This window comes from Paraburkholderia nodosa (assembly GCF_001718195.1).
In the GTDB taxonomy this organism is placed as follows: Bacteria; Pseudomonadota; Gammaproteobacteria; order Burkholderiales; family Burkholderiaceae; genus Paraburkholderia; species Paraburkholderia nodosa_A.
On record NZ_MCNV01000020.1, the window covers coordinates 111813 to 127607 of the forward strand.

Sequence of the window (15795 nt, forward strand, 5' to 3'; positions counted from 1 at the left end):
GTGCATATGCAGGGATGCCGGCGTGCATGTTTCTTCTGCGCACGCTTTTTCGCGCGCGGCCCAACATCGTGCTTTTCAATGTTGTACTTGTTCACCGTTGTATCCGGCCGTACTCATCGTCGAAGCGAACGATGTCGTCTTCGCCCAGATATCCGCCCGACTGAACCTCGATGATCTCGAGCGGCGTCTTGCCCGGATTCTCCAGCCGGTGCCTCACTCCCAGCGGGATATAGGTCGATTCGTTTTCCGAAAGCAGGAAAACCTCCTCGCCGCGCGTGACGCGCGCCGTGCCACGCACCACGGTCCAGTGCTCCGCGCGGTGATGATGCATCTGCAGCGACAGCCGCCCGCCCGGCTTCACGACGATGCGCTTGACCTGGAAGCGTTCGCCCTGATCGAGCGAGTCGTAGCAGCCCCACGGCCGCTCCACGCGCCGGTGATGCTGCGCGACCGCGCTGCGCTCCTGCCTGAGCTTGCCCACGATCGCCTTGACGTCCTGCACGCGATCTCTCGCCGCGACGAGGACCGCGTCGGCCGTTTCGACCACCACCACGCCGTGGACACCCACGCAGGCCACGAGCCGTCCGTCCGAATGTGCGAACGTGTCGGTCACGTCTTCGAACATCACGCGCCCGCGGGCCACGTTGCCGCTCTCGTCCTTGTTCGACACCTGCCACACCGCATCCCACGCGCCCACGTCGGACCAGCCGGCCACGAGCGGCACGACCACGCCCGCGAGCCGTGCGTCGGCGCCGAGCGACTCCATCACCGCGTAGTCGATGGAATCGGACGGGCACGCGGCGAGCGCTGCGGCGTCGAGATGCACGGTGCCGTCGGCGTCGATGGCGGCCGCCTCGAACGCCGCCGCGCATTGCGCCGCGATAGCCGGCCGGCAGTGCGCGATCGCGGCAAGCCACACCGATGCGCGCACCACGAAAATGCCGCTATTCCAGAGGTAATCGCCGGAGGCCACGTAAGTCGCCGCGAGTTCGGCGCCCGGCTTTTCCACGAAGCGCTCGATCACGCGTGCGCCGCTCGCGCCGAGCGCCGCGCCCGCGCCGATGTACCCGTAGCCGGTCTCCGCGCGCTGCGGCGGCACGCCCAGCGTGACGATCGCGCCGCGCGCCGCATACCCCACTGCTTCCTCGAGCGCGGCGGCAAACGCGGCGCGATCCGCGATCAGGTGGTCCGCCGGCATGGCGATGAGCACCGGGTCGCTGTCGCATCCGGCAAGCGCGCCATCGCGACCGAGCGTCGCCTCGTGCCCGGAGCGCGCCGCCAGCGCCGCCACAGTGAGCGCCGGCGCCGTGTTGCGCGCGACCGGTTCGAGCACGACGCGAGCGGGCGTGCCGCTGCGGCCGAGCCGGTCGACGGTCATGAGCCGCAGCTCCTCGCTGCTCACGACGACAGGCGCGGCCTTGCGGATCGCCGCGCCCGCCTCGGCATACACCCCGTCGAGCCGCCGGACCGTGGCTTCGAGCAGCGACTCGCCGTCGAGCAGGTCAATCAGCTGTTTCGGGCAGTGCTCGCGCGAGAGCGGCCAAAGCCGCGTGCCCGAGCCCCCGGCCAGCACCACGGGCTGAACGATGAGCGCGACTTCGGGTTCATTGGCTGCCGCGATCAAACCGGCAGGCGTCACAAGCTGATTCATGCAGTGAGCTCCCCGTTGAAATACGTCGGGTCACGTCGACGAACGCCGCGCCTGCCTGCCGGCGGGCTCGTGCGAAGCGTCACGCGCCTCCCGGACCTCTAAAGCCTCACAACGCCTCGAGGCTTTTTACGGACCTCATTGGAGCAAACCTCGGCATGCCAATCTGTACGCATACCCACACTGATCGCATGCGCAACGGCGGGCGCGCCGTAAAGCCACTCGCACGCGACGTTTCAGCGCCGAACTTTTTTTCGGCGGCTTCGTTTGCGTTGCAACAGAACTGAATCAAAACCGCTTGTTTTCTGGTCGCTGCCCGAATCGCCCCGGAGCCATGTTTCAACGAGGAGCCATTTCTGAATCCCCCGCTCGACAGGAGAAATAATTCAATGAAATCACCGGCTTGCGACTTCCACCAAGGCGATGCGCAGGGCGGTGGTCCGCAAATTCGCCGTACAAAACTGAAACAAAAATGCGGTGTTTCGCCGCGCTGCCGCATGGCCGACTCGCGCTCAGCCGCTTCAATGCGTGCTTTCGCACCAACTGGCACACACCCTGCTAAAGAGAGATCGCCACACGAGCGCAGATGCGGACGAACGAAACCGCGCAGACAAACGCGAGAGTGGGACGAGGCACGAACAAGCGGGACTATGGGGCCGGCACGACGAACACAAGAGCCGCACGGGAAACGGCAGACAACAACGAGTTCGGCGCACGGAATCAAAAAACAGGAGGCGGCTCGCGCCGCTTCGCACGAGGACCAGTCATGTTAACCCTTCAATCCGATCTTCACGGCAACCATTTGCTGGGCGCCCTCCCGTCGCACGAATGGCAGGCTCTCGCCCCGCACCTCGAACTCGTTCATCTGCGCACCGAACAGTTGATCTGCGATTCCGGCCAGCGCATTCATCACGTGTACTTTCCGACTACCGCGATCGTCTCGCTGCTTTCGACGATGGAGGACGGCAGTTCGGTCGAAATCGCGGCAGTCGGCCGCGAAGGCATGACGGGCGTGCCCGTGCTCACGGGCGGCGAAACGATGCCGAACCGCGTGCAGGTGCAATGCGCGGGCTTCGCCTATCGCATGAGCGCGCAAGCCCTCAAGCAGCAATTCGCGCGCTCGGACTTCCTGCGCCGCCTCATGCTGCTCTATATGCACGCGCTGCTCACGCAGGTCGCACAGACCGCTGCGTGCAATCGTCACCACTCGCTCAGCAAGCAGCTGTGCCGCTGGCTGCTGATCGAAGTGGACCGCGTGGCGTCCAACGATCTCAGCGTCACGCAGCAGCTCATCGCCGACATGCTCGGCGTGCGCCGCGAAGGCGTTACCGAAGCGGCCGGCAAGCTGCACGACGAAGGCCTGATCCATCACAGCCGCGGCCATATCCGCGTGCTCGATCGCGAGGGCCTCGAAGCCCGCGCCTGCGAGTGCTACGGGCTCGTGCGCCGCGAATTCGACCGGCTGCTGCCGCGCCTGCACCAGGCGGAAACAGTCGAATGAGCGCGTAATCGCGCGCGCGTTTTCGTTGCGCACCGCGAGTTCATTCGCGTCTCGTCAAGCAAAGTCGAAGGGAACAGCATTGCACAGGATTCCGAATCGATCGCATCTTGCGGTGCCAGCTGAAGAGAACAGGAGCGCGCCCTCTTCTCTTCAGCCTTGCGCGATTCAATGAGCCGAAGGCACGACCGCCTGTGCAAGCGGCAAGGCGGGCAAATGCTCGCGTTCGCGCACGAACGGGTCGGTCGGCTCCTGAAGCTTCGATTCCGGGCTCGTGTCGGCACTGCGCAACTGCACGGGTGCGCCGTCATTCTTCGCGACCTTGCGATTGTCGCCGCAAGGATGATCGGTCAGCGCGGCAGCCTCGCGGAAGTCGTCTTCCTGACACATGATGTTGAACGCAATGTCCTTGCGGTCCATGCGCCATGCCACAGCCGCATTCAAGCGCTTGTTGCAGTCCATGTCCTTGATGGTGCCCGCCGCCGTCGCGCCCACGCCCACCACCGACACCGCGGCGGAAATGCTGCCCCAGCAGGTCTCGGTCACCGAGGCCGTCAAGGCCGGCGCATAGACCGTCGGCGTCGTGCGCACATCGTAGCCGCCGTGATACGTGACGTCCGACGTACCGCCGCTCGGCAATACGACGGTATTGGAAACCGTGCTCGTCTGGCTCGACGTGGACGTGGTCCCCGACGTCATCGTCGGCGTGGTTTGCGCCCACGCGGCGCCTGCAAACAGCAACACCCCGGCAACGGCTATTTTTTGTTTCAGCTTGCTCATTCTTCTCTCCGTGAACGGAAAGGGGGCAGCGCCCCCTCTCCGACGCGCTAGTGAACGGCTGACCCGTTCGGATTACCAGTGCATGCCGCCCGTGAGCGAACCCGAACCGCCCGCTGCGACGATGCCGACGCCGCCATCGGCATTGGCCGTGCCGGTGCCGTTCGCGCTCGCGTTCGACGTGAAGCCCGAGCCGCCGTAGCTGCCGCTCGAACCGTTGAACGACGTGTTGATCACCGACGAATTGAAGTTCTGCGAACCCGACTGCGTGGCGCTCGTGAAGCCGAGCGTCGACGAATTCTGGTTCGTGGTCGTCGTGCCGGTCTGGCCGACGTTGCCGTTAGCCGTCTGGCCGTAAGTCTGCGAGTTGCCGTTTTGCGTCGTGTAGCTCGAACCGAACGTGAGGCTCGCGTTCGAGAACGACTGGTTGCCTTGCGACACCGTAGCGTCGATATGGCCCGGCACCGTCAGCGCCGACGTGAAACTGCCGTTGACCGACGAGGTCGAGTTCGACGTGAGTGCCGTAGCGCCAAAGCCGACGCCCGCTGCGCCCACCGCCGACGTGGTGGAGGACGACGGCGCGCCCATACCGCCGGCACCGCCTGCGAATGCGGCAGCCGAAGCGAAAGAGAGCATGGCGGCGAGCGAAATGGCCTGAATCTTCTTCATGATTGTGGTCTTCCTGATAAAACAGGGGAACGTTGGATGAATGCGCGCACACTCCCCCTGATAGTGCGGGCGCATTTAACACGACTTCAATTGCAATGCCGATAAAATCACTGCATTTACTACGCGCGAATATCCCCGCGGACCAGCCCGATATAGGAAGACCGTTTAATGGAGTTACCAGATTAGATTCGCGCGCAGAACGCCACCAAGCTTTACGCATTCGCGCAAATCAGGCGATCATGCAGAATTGAAAATCCGGAGAGCAAAAAGGAATACCCCGTAAAACCCTGTGCCTTTTTTTCGGACCCGCATTGAATAGTAGTCCGACACAAATCGTTCAACACCCGCTGTTGTCATTATTTCCCCGTGCGCCACGCAGCGTACGCCAGCAACTTTCGCGCACCGCCTGACCGAAACCCATGGGCCGCCGCGCATTTTCGCGCGCCGCCCTTCCCCTGTCCGGTCGCTTCGACGTCTCTTTTAGCGAATTGTTTGCATAACGCCGCCGGACGGTGAATTTATATCTCAGACAGTCAGATTATTGCTACGTCATTCGCATTTTTGTGTGCGGTTCTCAACGTAGCGAATTGCGAACGCCTTGAATTCTGAGATTCCCTTTCAAAAATAATTGAAGGGCAAATTGAAGTCTCAGATAGATGCGCGGACAACCAGATCCGGAAAATCGCGTTCTTTTAATGATTAATCGCGACGTTCGGTTCGGCAGGCCACGCAGGCCTGCCGGAATAAAGAGCGGCAGCGCACAGGCAATCAGGCGCAAGCCTGTTGCACGCGCCGCTCGCGCGAGGCCGCTCAGGCCTTGCGGTAATCGATGCGCTCGACGCCGGATTCGCCGCCGAGCAGGCAGAAGTCCGCGCCGCGTGCGGCGAACAGACCCACCGTCACGACGCCCGGCCATGCGTTGACATGCGCCTCGAGCGTGCGCGGGTCGCTGATGCGCAGGCCCTTCACGTCGAGAATCTCGTTGCCGTTGTCGGTGATAAAGGGCGAGCCGTCCTTTTGCACGCGCAGCACCGGCACGCCGCCGAGCGCCGTCACGCGGCGGCCAATGGCCGTGCGCGCCATCGGCACGACTTCGATGGGCAGCGGGAACTGGCCGAGCACGTCGACGCGCTTGCTCGCATCGGCGATGCAGACGAACACGTCCGACACCGAAGCCACGATCTTCTCGCGCGTGAGCGCGCCGCCGCCGCCCTTGATCATGGCGCCGGCGCCGTCGATTTCATCGGCGCCGTCCACGTATACGGGCAGCGATTCGATCTCGTTGAGGTCGAAAATCTTGAAGCCGTGTGCTTCGAGGCGCGCGGTGGTCGCGACCGAGCTCGACACGGCGCCGCGGTAGCGGCCCTTGCTCGCCGCCAGCGCGTCGATGAAGCAGTTCGCAGTGGAGCCCGTGCCGACGCCGATTACGACGCCTTCCGGCACGTTCGCGTTGACATAGTCGGCGGCGGCCTGGCCGACCAGTTGCTTGAGTTCGTCTTGAGTCATGGGAGTACAGCCCGAGGAGGAGAAAAACGCGGAATCCGCATAGTTTACCGGAGATGCGGGCACGGGCTGCCCGCATCTCGCAGGATCGCGAAACGGCTGACCCTGCCGGCGGTCAGCGCGCGGCCGAGCGTTGGCGCACCGCTTCGAACAGGCAGACGCCCGAAGCGACGGAAACATTCAGGCTCTCGACCGTGCCCGCCATCGGAATCTGCATGACTTCGTCGCAGGTTTCGCGCGTGAGGCGGCGCATGCCCTCGCCTTCGGCGCCCAGCACGAGCGCGACCGGACCGTCGAGCTTCGTCTGGTAGAGGCTCGCGCTCGCGTCGTCGGCGGTGCCGACCACCCACACGCCCGCGTCCTTGAGCTCGCGCAGCGCACGCGCGAGGTTCGTCACGGTGATATAGGGCACGGTGTCCGCCGCGCCGCTCGCCACCTTCGCGGCCGTGGCGTTCAGACCGACGGCGCGGTCGCGCGGGGCGATCACCGCGTGCGCGCCGGCCGCGTCGGCTACACGCAGGCACGCGCCGAGATTGTGCGGATCGGTCACGCCGTCGAGCACGAGCAAGAGCGGCGAGCCCTGGATGCCGTCGAGCAGCTCCGCGAGATTCTGCGCGAGCGCCAGATCGTGCACGCGGGCCACCACGCCCTGGTGGCGCTCCGTGTGCGCGAGACCCCAGAGGCGCGTTTCGTCGGCCGCGATCACGCGCGCGCCGGCTTCCTTCGCGGTGTGCAGGAAGTCCTGCATGCGGCGGTCGCGGCGCGTCGGATCGTAGTAGACATCCTCGACCGTGGACGCGTCGTGCCGCAAGCGTGCGGTCACCGCATGAAACCCGTAAAGAACCTTGAGACGTGACATGACTGATACAACCCCTGATGAACGTTTCGCGGCGCAGACACAGCGCCGCCAGCAACGATAGTCAGCCGGCCGCATCGTGCGGTCCGGCGTATGCAAGCCGCGCGCCCATGCGGCAAAACCCGGCGCGGCAAGCAAGTGAAAAAACCGGGCACGCGCACGGCGGCGCGGCCCGGATAGGTACTGGCTGCGGAGCGCGTTTGACGCTCCGCATGCATGGCGCTCAGCGCTTCTTGCGCGGCGCCTGCTTCTTGGGCGCCGGCTTCACGGCCGAGCGCTTCTTCGCGGTCTTGGCGGCGCCGCGTGCCGCGCGCGCCTCCTTCACCGCGACGCTCGGCGCCGGCGCAGCCTTCTTCTGGCGCGCCATGTCGCCGCCCGGCAGCGCGCGCACGCGCGGTCCACCTTCCATGGTGCTCTTGTCGACCGGCATCGGCCGGTTGCCGCCCGGCTTCACGGGCGTATCGCGCACGAGGCGGAAGTCGATCTTGCGTGCGTCGAGATCCACGCGGCTCACCTGCACGCGCACGCGGTCCGACAGACGATAGCGAATGCCCGTGCGCTCGCCACGCAGTTCGTTCTTGATCTCGTCGTACTGGAAGTAGTCCGAGCCCAGTTCCGTCACGTGCACCAGACCTTCGATGAAGAGCGCGTCGAGCTGCACGAAAATGCCGAACGACGTCACGCCGCTCACCATCCCGCCGTACTCTTCGCCGAGCTTGTCGCGCATGAAGTAGCACTTGAGCCAGGCTTCGACATCGCGCGAGGCTTCGTCGGCGCGGCGCTCGTTCGCCGAGCAGTGCAGGCCCAGTTCTTCCCAGATCGCCGTGTTGGCGCCGCGGGCGCGCTTGCCGCGCTTCTCCTCGTCCTCGGCCTGCAGCGCGCGGGCGCGCGGCGAGAGCGCGGTATTGAGCTCGACGCCCTCGGGCGCCTGCGGCTGGTACTTCTTGCCCTGCAGGATCGCGTAGATCGCGCGGTGCGTGAGCAGGTCGGGATAGCGGCGAATCGGGCTCGTGAAGTGCGCGTAAGCCTCGTATGCAAGACCGAAGTGACCGATATTGTCCGGACTGTACACGGCCTGCTGCATCGAGCGCAGCAGCATGGTCTGCAGCATCTGCGCGTCGGGGCGGTCGCGGATGTGCGCCATCAGCGCGGCGTAGTCGCTCGCGTGCGGCGTGTCGCCGCCGCCGAGCGAAAGGCCCATGCCACGCAGGAAGGTGCGCAGGTTTTCGAGCTTTTCGGCGGTCGGCCCCGCGTGCACGCGGTACAGGCCCGGGTGCTTGTGGCGCTTCATGAAGTCCGCCGCGCACACGTTGGCCGCGAGCATGCACTCTTCGATCAGCTTGTGCGCATCGTTGCGCTGGCGCGGCACGATCTGCTCGATCTTGCCTTGCGCATTGCAGACGATGTACGTCTCGGTCGTATCGAAATCGATCGCGCCGCGCTTCTGGCGCGCGGCGAAGAGCGACTTGTACACGCCATAGAGATTCTGCAGTTGCGGCAGCAGCGCCGCGCGGCGCGTGGCCTCGGGGCCTTTGGTGTTGGTCAGCACCGCCGCGACTTCGGTATACGTGAGCCGCGCCGCCGAGTGCATGACGCCCGGATAGAACTGGTAGGCCTTGATCTCGCCGCGCGCGGTGATCACCATGTCGCACACGAGCACACAGCGGTCGACGTGCGGATTGAGCGAACAGAGCCCGTTCGAGAGCTTCTCGGGCAGCATAGGAATCACGCGGCGCGGGAAATACACCGACGTGCTGCGCTCGATCGCGTCCACATCGAGACCGCCGCCCGGCAGCACGTAATGCGAGACATCGGCGATGGCGACGATCAGGCGGAAGCCCTCGCCCTTGCCCACCTGCATCGGCTCGCAATACACGGCGTCGTCGAAGTCGCGCGCATCTTCGCCGTCGATGGTGACGAGCGGCACGTCGCGCAAGTCCACGCGATAACGAATGTCGGTGGGACGCACGGCGTCGGGCAGCTTCGCGGCTTCGTCGAGCGCGCTCTTGCTGAACTCGTGCGGCACGCCGTACTTGCGCACGGCGATCTCGATCTCCATGCCCGGATCGTCGATGTCGCCAAGCACTTCCATCACGCGGCCGAGCGGCTGCGAGTGGCGACTGGGGAAATCGGTGAGCTCGACGACAACGACCTGGCCGACCTTGGCCTTCTTGGGATTCTGCGTGACGAGGATATCGTGGCCGATGCGCTTGTCTTCCGGCGCGACGATCAGCGCGCCGTTCTCGTTGAGCAGGCGCCCGATGACACTGCGGTTCGCACGGTCGGTGACTTCGACGATATGCCCTTCCGGCCGCCCGCGCCGGTCATAGCCGACGATGCGCGCGAGCACGCGGTCGTTGTGCATGACCTTCTGCATTTCGCCTTGCGGCAGGAACAGATCGTCCTGCCCGTCGTCGCGCACGAGGAAGCCGTAGCCGTCGCGATGCCCCTGCACGCGACCGGCGACGAAATTCGAAGGATGGGCGAGCTGGTAGTGGCCGCGCGAGTCGAGCCGGATCTGCCCGTCGCGCTCCATGGCGGCGAGCCGCCTGAAGAACCCTTCACGCTCCTGGCGCTTAATGGAGAGCGCCTCGGCGATATCGTTCGCGGTGCACGGCGAGTCGCTGGTCCGCAGCACGCCGAGAATCTCTTCGCGGCTGGGAATCGGATACGGATATTTGCTCAAGGGCTTATCGATGGTTGTTCTCGTTGCGTGGACGTCGGATTTCGCGCGGCCCGAATGTGAGATACATGCGGGCGGCGCCCGGTCTTCGAGTGCTGCAATCTGCCGGCCCGTACGTGGATTGCCTGACCGCTCGCGCTGCGTGCGCCACGCTGCACGCAGCACCAGAATCACGGACTTTGGCCGGCGGAACTTCTGCGAGGCATTCTAACACCCGCATCGCACCCTACGAGCCGTGGGAGCGGCCTTGCGGCGCGACGAGACGGCCACTCCACGCGGTCTGCAACGCCTGGACAGCCGCGCTTTATCGCCTTCCACAAAACGCTTGACAGCCATTCCGATCCCGCTATAATTTTGGTCTTTGCTGCACAACACGTTGAACAGCAAACGACACCTTGCCCAGGTGGCGGAATTGGTAGACGCACCAGGTTCAGGTCCTGGCGGTGGCAACACTGTGGAGGTTCGAGTCCTCTCTTGGGCACCAGATTCAAAAGGCCGGCTTCATGCCGGCCTTTTTCATTTCCGGCGGCAGCAGCGAGTACAACTGCCCTGCTATCGCGTAAAACGCAGCAGCCGCGTTCCCGGGATGAAGATTTTTTGAAAAGATTTATTGACAGGCACGCGAAATCGCGTCACAATCTTTTTCTAGCTTGAAGACGTGCCCAGGTGGCGGAATTGGTAGACGCACCAGGTTCAGGTCCTGGCGGTGGCAACACTGTGGAGGTTCGAGTCCTCTCCTGGGCACCAACGGTTGTTCCGGCGAAAGCCGAAGTAGGTCGAGAAACCCCGTAAGATCAACGTCTTACGGGGTTTTTTGTTTCCGCGGACGGCCCCCATGTTCCCCTGGCATCGACGATTCTTGCGTATACGCGGAAACGAGGCCAGCGTATGCCTATGCGCGGGAGCCAGAACTGCCAATCCGAGTCTGAATCGTGGCCAGCTTGACATAAAGCGTACTCCTTGAGATCCCCAGTGATCGAGCGGCCATGGAGATATTTCCGTGAGCGCTCGCGATGGCACTGACTATTGCTTGTCTCTCTATGTCGTCGAGACGACTGGATGGAGCGGGGCTTGCCGTTGAGGTGGCTGTGGGAATTGAACCCTCTACCTGCGCGACGGACAAGGGCAACAGAGAAACCTCGATCACGCTGCCTTCACTGAGCGCGAACATCACTTCGAAAGCATTTTGCAGTTCGCGTATGTTGCCTGGCCAACGATAGCTCACGAGCGCTTGATACACGGCGGGCTCAATCCGCTTAGGTGCACAGCCATACTTGCGTGCAAACTTGTCGTTCAGATGTTCGATGATCGCTTCGATGTCACCGGGCCGGTCGCGCAACGGTGGCAGTTGCAGGCTGACGGCGCATAGGCGGTGGTACAGGTCCTCGCGGAAGTGCCTGGCTGCGATCTCATTCTGCAGATCACGGTTAGTGGCTGCGATGACGCGCAGCGAAACATGTCGCTCGCGCGTATCGCCAAGCCGGACCACGATGCCATCCTGCAGCACGCGCAACAGGTGGGGCTGCATATCGAGCGGCATCTCGCCGATCTCATCGAGAAACAGTGTGCCGCCATCGGCCTGCTCGAACTTGCCCGGAAGGCCGCCACGACGCGCTCCGGTGAACGCGCCCTCGTTATAGCCGAAGAGTTCGCTGGCCAGGAGCTCACGAGTCAACGCTCCGCAATTGACGGCAACGAACGGGCCATCGACGCGGTTACCGGCCCGATGCAGCGCCCGCGCAAAGAGCTCCTTCCCGGCGCCGGTCTCACCCAGGAGCAGTACCGGCAGGTCGAGAGGCGCAATGCGGCGAGCGCGTGCCTTGGTCGCCGCCAGAATCTCGCTTGCGCCAATGATTTCGCCGAAAGGATCGTTGCCCCCGAGTGACATCGTGGCCGTGGTCGACGGCGACAGGGTAGTTCGGTTCGCTTGCGCCCTGAGCGGAATGACGACCATCGTACCCAAGGTAGCGTCATGATCCTTGACGAGGTGCAGCCATTCGGGACGCAGCCATTCCGCGCGTTGGCAGCCACGCTCAGCGTCGGAGAGTGCGAGGTTGAGTCCGGGCACCTGGGTGCCGGTCTGCAGAAGCGGCAACCGCACGCCATGCGTTTCTCTCACCGCCTGCGCATTTCCGGAACTGCGGAGAACGCGCCCGCGACTGTCGACTAGCACGACGAAGTCGCTGGCGTAGCGGATGAAATGATCGATGGCGCGAGCCAGCAGCCGCTCGTGAAGCGTAACGTCGAGGCGTGCCAGCTCGCCCTCGATCTGCCGCGCAGCGGTCACCACCAGTCCCAGGGTGTGGCCATGAAACGTCTCCTTGACGCCGGAGACGTCCACCACGCCCAGCAGGCTGCGAGTAAGGGGATCGAGAACAGGCGCAGCAGCACAGGTCCAGCGTTTGACGTCCAGGCAAAAATGCTCGCTGGCATGAATCTGGACCGGAGCGCCGGTGGCGATTGCGGTGCCAATGGCGTTGGTGCCAATGACGTCTTCATTCCAGCAGCCCCCGGTGGAGAGGTTGACCTGCTCGCCGACGCTGCGCGCCCTCGTCTCGCCATTGAGTTGAAGAATGGTGCCGCCCGGGTCGCAGAGCATGATGAGGGTGCCGCATTCCCGCAGGATATCGCGCAGACTATCCAGTGCCGGACGCGCGGCATCGCAGAGATCCCTGTTCTGCAATTGCATCTGGCGAACACGCTCGGCGGCCGCCGACGGTGCCGAGTGCCTGGCAGGATCAACGGCCTCGGAACGGCTGCGCTGCCACGAAGCCAGGACGACGCTGCGCACACCCTCCCCCACGAGAGGCTGGTGCTGCAGAAAACGCTCCCAGGCCGAGGCCACGACAGGATCGTCGCCACTGCGGGGAACCAGGACGCCGGATTGAGAAAACGGCATGGGATGGTCACTCTCCATTGAGTGCAGCAACCGTAGCCCCTCGCCCGCGCAAAGTCAACAAAGCCTTTTAAATCAATCATTTGTGCTCTGCAGCAGCGTAAGAAGGTGTCCGGAATCCGGACACCTCTATCCCTGAACGTCCGGATTCGGGACAGCGAAAGCAGGGCTCAGGAAAAGACCGCGTTGAATATGCGAGCGTCTTCCAGCGTTGCCGGGTGGCCAGAGAGGTCCCAAGTCCGGTGCATCGCGACATCAGCGCTGTCCAAACGGCGCAAGCACGCACAACGCCCCTTGCAGGCAACTTTCGCCCCTGTTTGCGCGCCTCAGCACGGGCGCAAAGCCCTCCAGCCGATCACTGGTGGCGATGGCACACCGTATGCCCTGGTCTTGTGCGAGAGGCAGCACAGTGCGGTGGAGACCATGAACGATTCAGCGAGAACGAGGCGCCCGGTTGTCGAGACCGTGACCGGCGCGGATCTGACGATCGGCACCCACCTCATCACCAGCCTATTTGCGTATACACATCACGGTCTCTATGCGGGCGCGGGGAAGATCGTGCACTACGCAGGGCTCTCGCGGTCACTGCGTCGCGGCCCGGTGCAGGAGGTGTCGCTCACAGCGTTTGCGCATGGGCACCCGGTCTGGATCAGGCAAAGCCCCGTCGCCAGGTTCGCTGGCATGGAAGCGATCCGCCGGGCCTACTCGCGTCTCGGCGAGGATCGCTACCGGCTGATGTGCAATAACTGCGAGCACTTCTGCACGTGGTGCCTGTACGGCGAGAGCCGCAGCGACCAGATCGATGTCTTGATGCTCTGTATAACTAATCGTCTGGCAGCCGTAGTCAGGATCGCCAGGCAGCTCGCGGTCACCAGTCGGGCCATCTGTCCGTGACGCGTCCGGATCCCGGACACCTGCTGCACAGGCGTCAGGAATCCGGACAGCGCGGGCAGCCCCTCTGGATCGGCGATGCGGCAAGGGAACGCCCGCAACTCATTGATTTCGTTCGCCGATCAAGCGCGGCACGAGGTGCGGGCCACCGCTGGCACGCGCCCTGCAACTGGATGGAGCGTGGGATCTCCCACTACGACTACATCAATGATAGGAGGCACTATGCAACCTCAGTCCACCATCCAGGTGATGGGCATCGATGCCGGCGGCACGATGACCGACACCTTCTTCGTGCGTTCGGATGGCCGCTTCGTGGTCGGTAAGGCGCAAAGCAATCCCGGTGACGAATCGCTTGCCATCTACAACTCTTCCGAAGATGCCCTCGCCCACTGGGACCGGACCGTGGACGACGTCTATCCGGAACTGGTGACCTGCGTCTATTCCGGTACGGCCATGCTCAACCGGATCCTCATGCGCAAGGGCCTTGCGGTTGGCCTGATCTGCAACCGCGGCTTCGAGCAGATCCATTCGATGGGCCGCGCGCTGCAGAGCTACCTGGGCTATGCCCTGGAAGATCGCATCCACCTGAACACCCATCGCTACGACGAGCCCCTGGTGCCGGTCTCGCGCACGCGTGGCGTCACAGAGCGTACCGACGTGCAAGGCAAGGTCGTGATCCCCCTGCGTGAAGACGAGGTCCGCCGGGCGACCCGGGAACTGGTGGAGGCGGGTTCGCAAGCCATCGTCATTTGCCTGCTGCAATCCCACAAGAACGAATCGAGCGAGCAACGCGCCCGCGACGTCGTGCGCGAAGAGCTGAAGAAGCTGAAGGTGGATATCCCCGTCTTCGCCTCGGTGGACTACTACCCGTCGCGCAAGGAAAGCCACCGGATGAATACCACCATCCTGGAGGCCTATGGCGCGGAACCGTCGCGCCAGACGTTGAAAAAGGTCAGCGACCGCTTCAGCAAGCACGGGGCGAAGTTCGACCTGCGCGTGATGGCCACGCACGGCGGCACCATCAGCTGGAAGGCCAGGGAGCTGGCGCGCACGATCGTTTCCGGCCCGATCGGGGGCGTGATCGGCTCCAGGCTGCTCGGTGAGGCCCTGGGCGACGAGAACATCGCATGCTCCGATATCGGCGGCACCAGCTTCGACGTGGCGCTGATCACCAAGGGTAACTTCGCCATCAAGTCGGACCCGGATATGGCCCGTCTGGTCCTCTCCCTGCCTCTCGTGGCGATGGATTCCGTCGGCGCGGGCGCCGGCAGCTTCGTGCGCCTCGACCCTTACAGCAAGTCCATCAAGCTTGGCCCCGACAGTGCCGGCTACCGTGTCGGCACCTGCTGGCCCGAGAGCGGCCTGGACACTGTCACCGTCTCGGACTGCCACGTCGTGCTGGGCTACCTGAACCCGCACAACTTCCTCGGTGGCGCCATCAAGCTCGATGTGGAACGCGCCCGCCAGCACATCAAGGTTCAGGTTGCGGATCCGCTGGGGCTGTCGGTGGAAGATGCGGCCGCCGGCGTCATCGAACTGCTGGACCTGACACTGTCCGAGTACCTGCGCGCCAACATCAGCGCCAAGGGTTACAACCCGGCGGAATTCACCTGCTTCTCTTATGGCGGAGCCGGCCCCGTTCACACCTACGGCTACACCGAGGGTGTTGGCTTCAAGGACGTGGTCGTGCCCGCCTGGGCAGCCGGCTTCTCGGCGTTCGGCTGCGCCTGCGCCGACTTCGAGTATCGCTACGACAAATCGGTGGATCTGGGCGTTGCACAATTCGCGCCGGACGCTGACAAGGCAGCGGCCTGTAAGACCTTGCAGGAAGCCTGGTCGGAACTGGCGGTCAAGGTCGTCGAGGAATTCGAGAACAACGGCTTCAAGGCGAAGGATGTCATTCTGATTCCGGGTTACAAGATGCAGTACATGGGTCAGCTCAACGACCTCGAGATCGTCTCGCCGGTCGCCACGGCCGGCACAGCCGCCGACTGGGACCAGATCGTCGAGGCCTTCGAGACCACCTATGGCCGCGTCTATGCGAGTTCCGCCCGCTCGCCCGAACTGGGCTTCTCGATCACGGGCGCGATCCTGCGCGGCATGGTCACGACCCAGAAGCCGGTGCTGCCTGAGGATCCGGATGCCGGACCGACGCCGCCCAAGCTGGCGTATCTCGGTACACGCCCCTTCTATCGCCACAAGAACTGGGTAGACGCCGCGCTCTGGAAGATGGAATCGCTCAAGGCCGGCAACCACATCGTGGGCCCCGCCATCATCGAATCCGATGCCACCACCTTCGTGGTGCCCGAAGGCTTCGAGACCACGATCGACAAGCACCGCCTTTTCCATCTCAAGCAAGTGAACTGAGGAGACA

10 protein-coding genes and 2 tRNA genes are annotated in these 15795 nt (G+C 63.9%); 5 read left to right on the forward strand and 7 right to left on the reverse strand.

The annotated features are described in order from the left end of the window. Positions 1-91: 91 nt before the first annotated feature. Entirely contained in the window at positions 92-1651 is a 1560-nt protein-coding gene (locus BFD71_RS28065) for a mannose-1-phosphate guanylyltransferase/mannose-6-phosphate isomerase (RefSeq protein WP_069267575.1), read from the reverse strand. A 763-nt stretch (positions 1652-2414) separates the two neighbouring features. On the opposite strand from BFD71_RS28065, the gene BFD71_RS28070 reads away from it, so the two are divergent. Further along, a complete protein-coding gene (locus tag BFD71_RS28070; protein ID WP_069267576.1) occupies positions 2415-3149 on the forward strand; it encodes a Crp/Fnr family transcriptional regulator in 735 nt (244 codons plus the stop codon). A 165-nt stretch (positions 3150-3314) separates the two neighbouring features. On the opposite strand, the gene BFD71_RS28075 is transcribed toward BFD71_RS28070, so the two are convergent. The 5 genes from BFD71_RS28075 to rnr form a co-directional block, all read right to left on the reverse strand. Beyond that, positions 3315-3926, reverse strand: a complete 612-nt coding sequence (locus tag BFD71_RS28075; protein WP_069267577.1) for a hypothetical protein — start codon at positions 3924-3926, stop codon at positions 3315-3317. Positions 3927-3998: 72 nt separating this feature from the next. Next, on the reverse strand, positions 3999-4592 hold the full coding sequence (locus BFD71_RS28080) for a hypothetical protein (RefSeq protein ID WP_069267578.1): 594 nt from the start codon (positions 4590-4592) through the stop codon (positions 3999-4001). Between the two features lie 810 nt (positions 4593-5402). Continuing rightward, positions 5403-6098: a ribose-5-phosphate isomerase RpiA gene (gene rpiA, locus BFD71_RS28085; RefSeq protein ID WP_069267579.1), complete on the reverse strand. Its 696-nt coding sequence runs from the start codon at positions 6096-6098 to the stop codon at positions 5403-5405. Positions 6099-6210: 112 nt separating this feature from the next. Next, entirely contained in the window at positions 6211-6954 is a 744-nt protein-coding gene (gene rlmB, locus BFD71_RS28090) for a 23S rRNA (guanosine(2251)-2'-O)-methyltransferase RlmB (RefSeq protein ID WP_069267580.1), read from the reverse strand. 220 nt (positions 6955-7174) lie between these two features. Then, on the reverse strand, positions 7175-9637 hold the full coding sequence (rnr, locus tag BFD71_RS28095) for a ribonuclease R (RefSeq protein ID WP_069267581.1): 2463 nt from the start codon (positions 9635-9637) through the stop codon (positions 7175-7177). 394 nt (positions 9638-10031) lie between these two features. On the opposite strand from rnr, the gene BFD71_RS28100 reads away from it, so the two are divergent. Together BFD71_RS28100 and BFD71_RS28105 are read left to right on the forward strand one after the other, a co-directional pair. Next, a tRNA-Leu gene (locus tag BFD71_RS28100) sits at positions 10032-10118 on the forward strand. Positions 10119-10294: 176 nt separating this feature from the next. Then, positions 10295-10381 (forward strand) — tRNA-Leu (locus BFD71_RS28105). 145 nt (positions 10382-10526) lie between these two features. On the opposite strand, the gene BFD71_RS28110 is transcribed toward BFD71_RS28105, so the two are convergent. After that, entirely contained in the window at positions 10527-12533 is a 2007-nt protein-coding gene (locus tag BFD71_RS28110; protein ID WP_069267582.1) for a sigma-54-dependent Fis family transcriptional regulator, read from the reverse strand. A gap of 420 nt (positions 12534-12953) precedes the next feature. Between BFD71_RS28110 and BFD71_RS39430 the strand changes: the two genes are divergently transcribed. Further along, a complete protein-coding gene (locus tag BFD71_RS39430; protein ID WP_141710820.1) occupies positions 12954-13424 on the forward strand; it encodes a lecithin retinol acyltransferase family protein in 471 nt (156 codons plus the stop codon). Positions 13425-13643: 219 nt separating this feature from the next. Next, positions 13644-15788: a hydantoinase/oxoprolinase family protein gene (locus BFD71_RS28120; RefSeq protein WP_069267583.1), complete on the forward strand. Its 2145-nt coding sequence runs from the start codon at positions 13644-13646 to the stop codon at positions 15786-15788. The last annotated feature ends 7 nt before the right edge of the window (positions 15789-15795 follow it).

Excerpts from the sequence above, each read along its gene's own strand:
- BFD71_RS28065 (WP_069267575.1), bottom strand. The coding sequence starts at position 1,651 with ATGAATCAGCTTGTGACGCCTGCCGGTTTGATCGCGGCAGCCAATGAA.
- BFD71_RS28070 (WP_069267576.1), top strand. The coding sequence starts at position 2,415 with ATGTTAACCCTTCAATCCGATCTTCACGGCAACCATTTGCTGGGCGCC.
- BFD71_RS28075 (WP_069267577.1), bottom strand. The coding sequence starts at position 3,926 with ATGAGCAAGCTGAAACAAAAAATAGCCGTTGCCGGGGTGTTGCTGTTT.
- BFD71_RS28080 (WP_069267578.1), bottom strand. The coding sequence starts at position 4,592 with ATGAAGAAGATTCAGGCCATTTCGCTCGCCGCCATGCTCTCTTTCGCT.
- rpiA (WP_069267579.1), bottom strand. The coding sequence starts at position 6,098 with ATGACTCAAGACGAACTCAAGCAACTGGTCGGCCAGGCCGCCGCCGAC.
- rlmB (WP_069267580.1), bottom strand. The coding sequence starts at position 6,954 with ATGTCACGTCTCAAGGTTCTTTACGGGTTTCATGCGGTGACCGCACGC.
- BFD71_RS28110 (WP_069267582.1), bottom strand. The coding sequence starts at position 12,533 with ATGCCGTTTTCTCAATCCGGCGTCCTGGTTCCCCGCAGTGGCGACGAT.
- BFD71_RS39430 (WP_141710820.1), top strand. The coding sequence starts at position 12,954 with ATGAACGATTCAGCGAGAACGAGGCGCCCGGTTGTCGAGACCGTGACC.
- BFD71_RS28120 (WP_069267583.1), top strand. The coding sequence starts at position 13,644 with ATGCAACCTCAGTCCACCATCCAGGTGATGGGCATCGATGCCGGCGGC.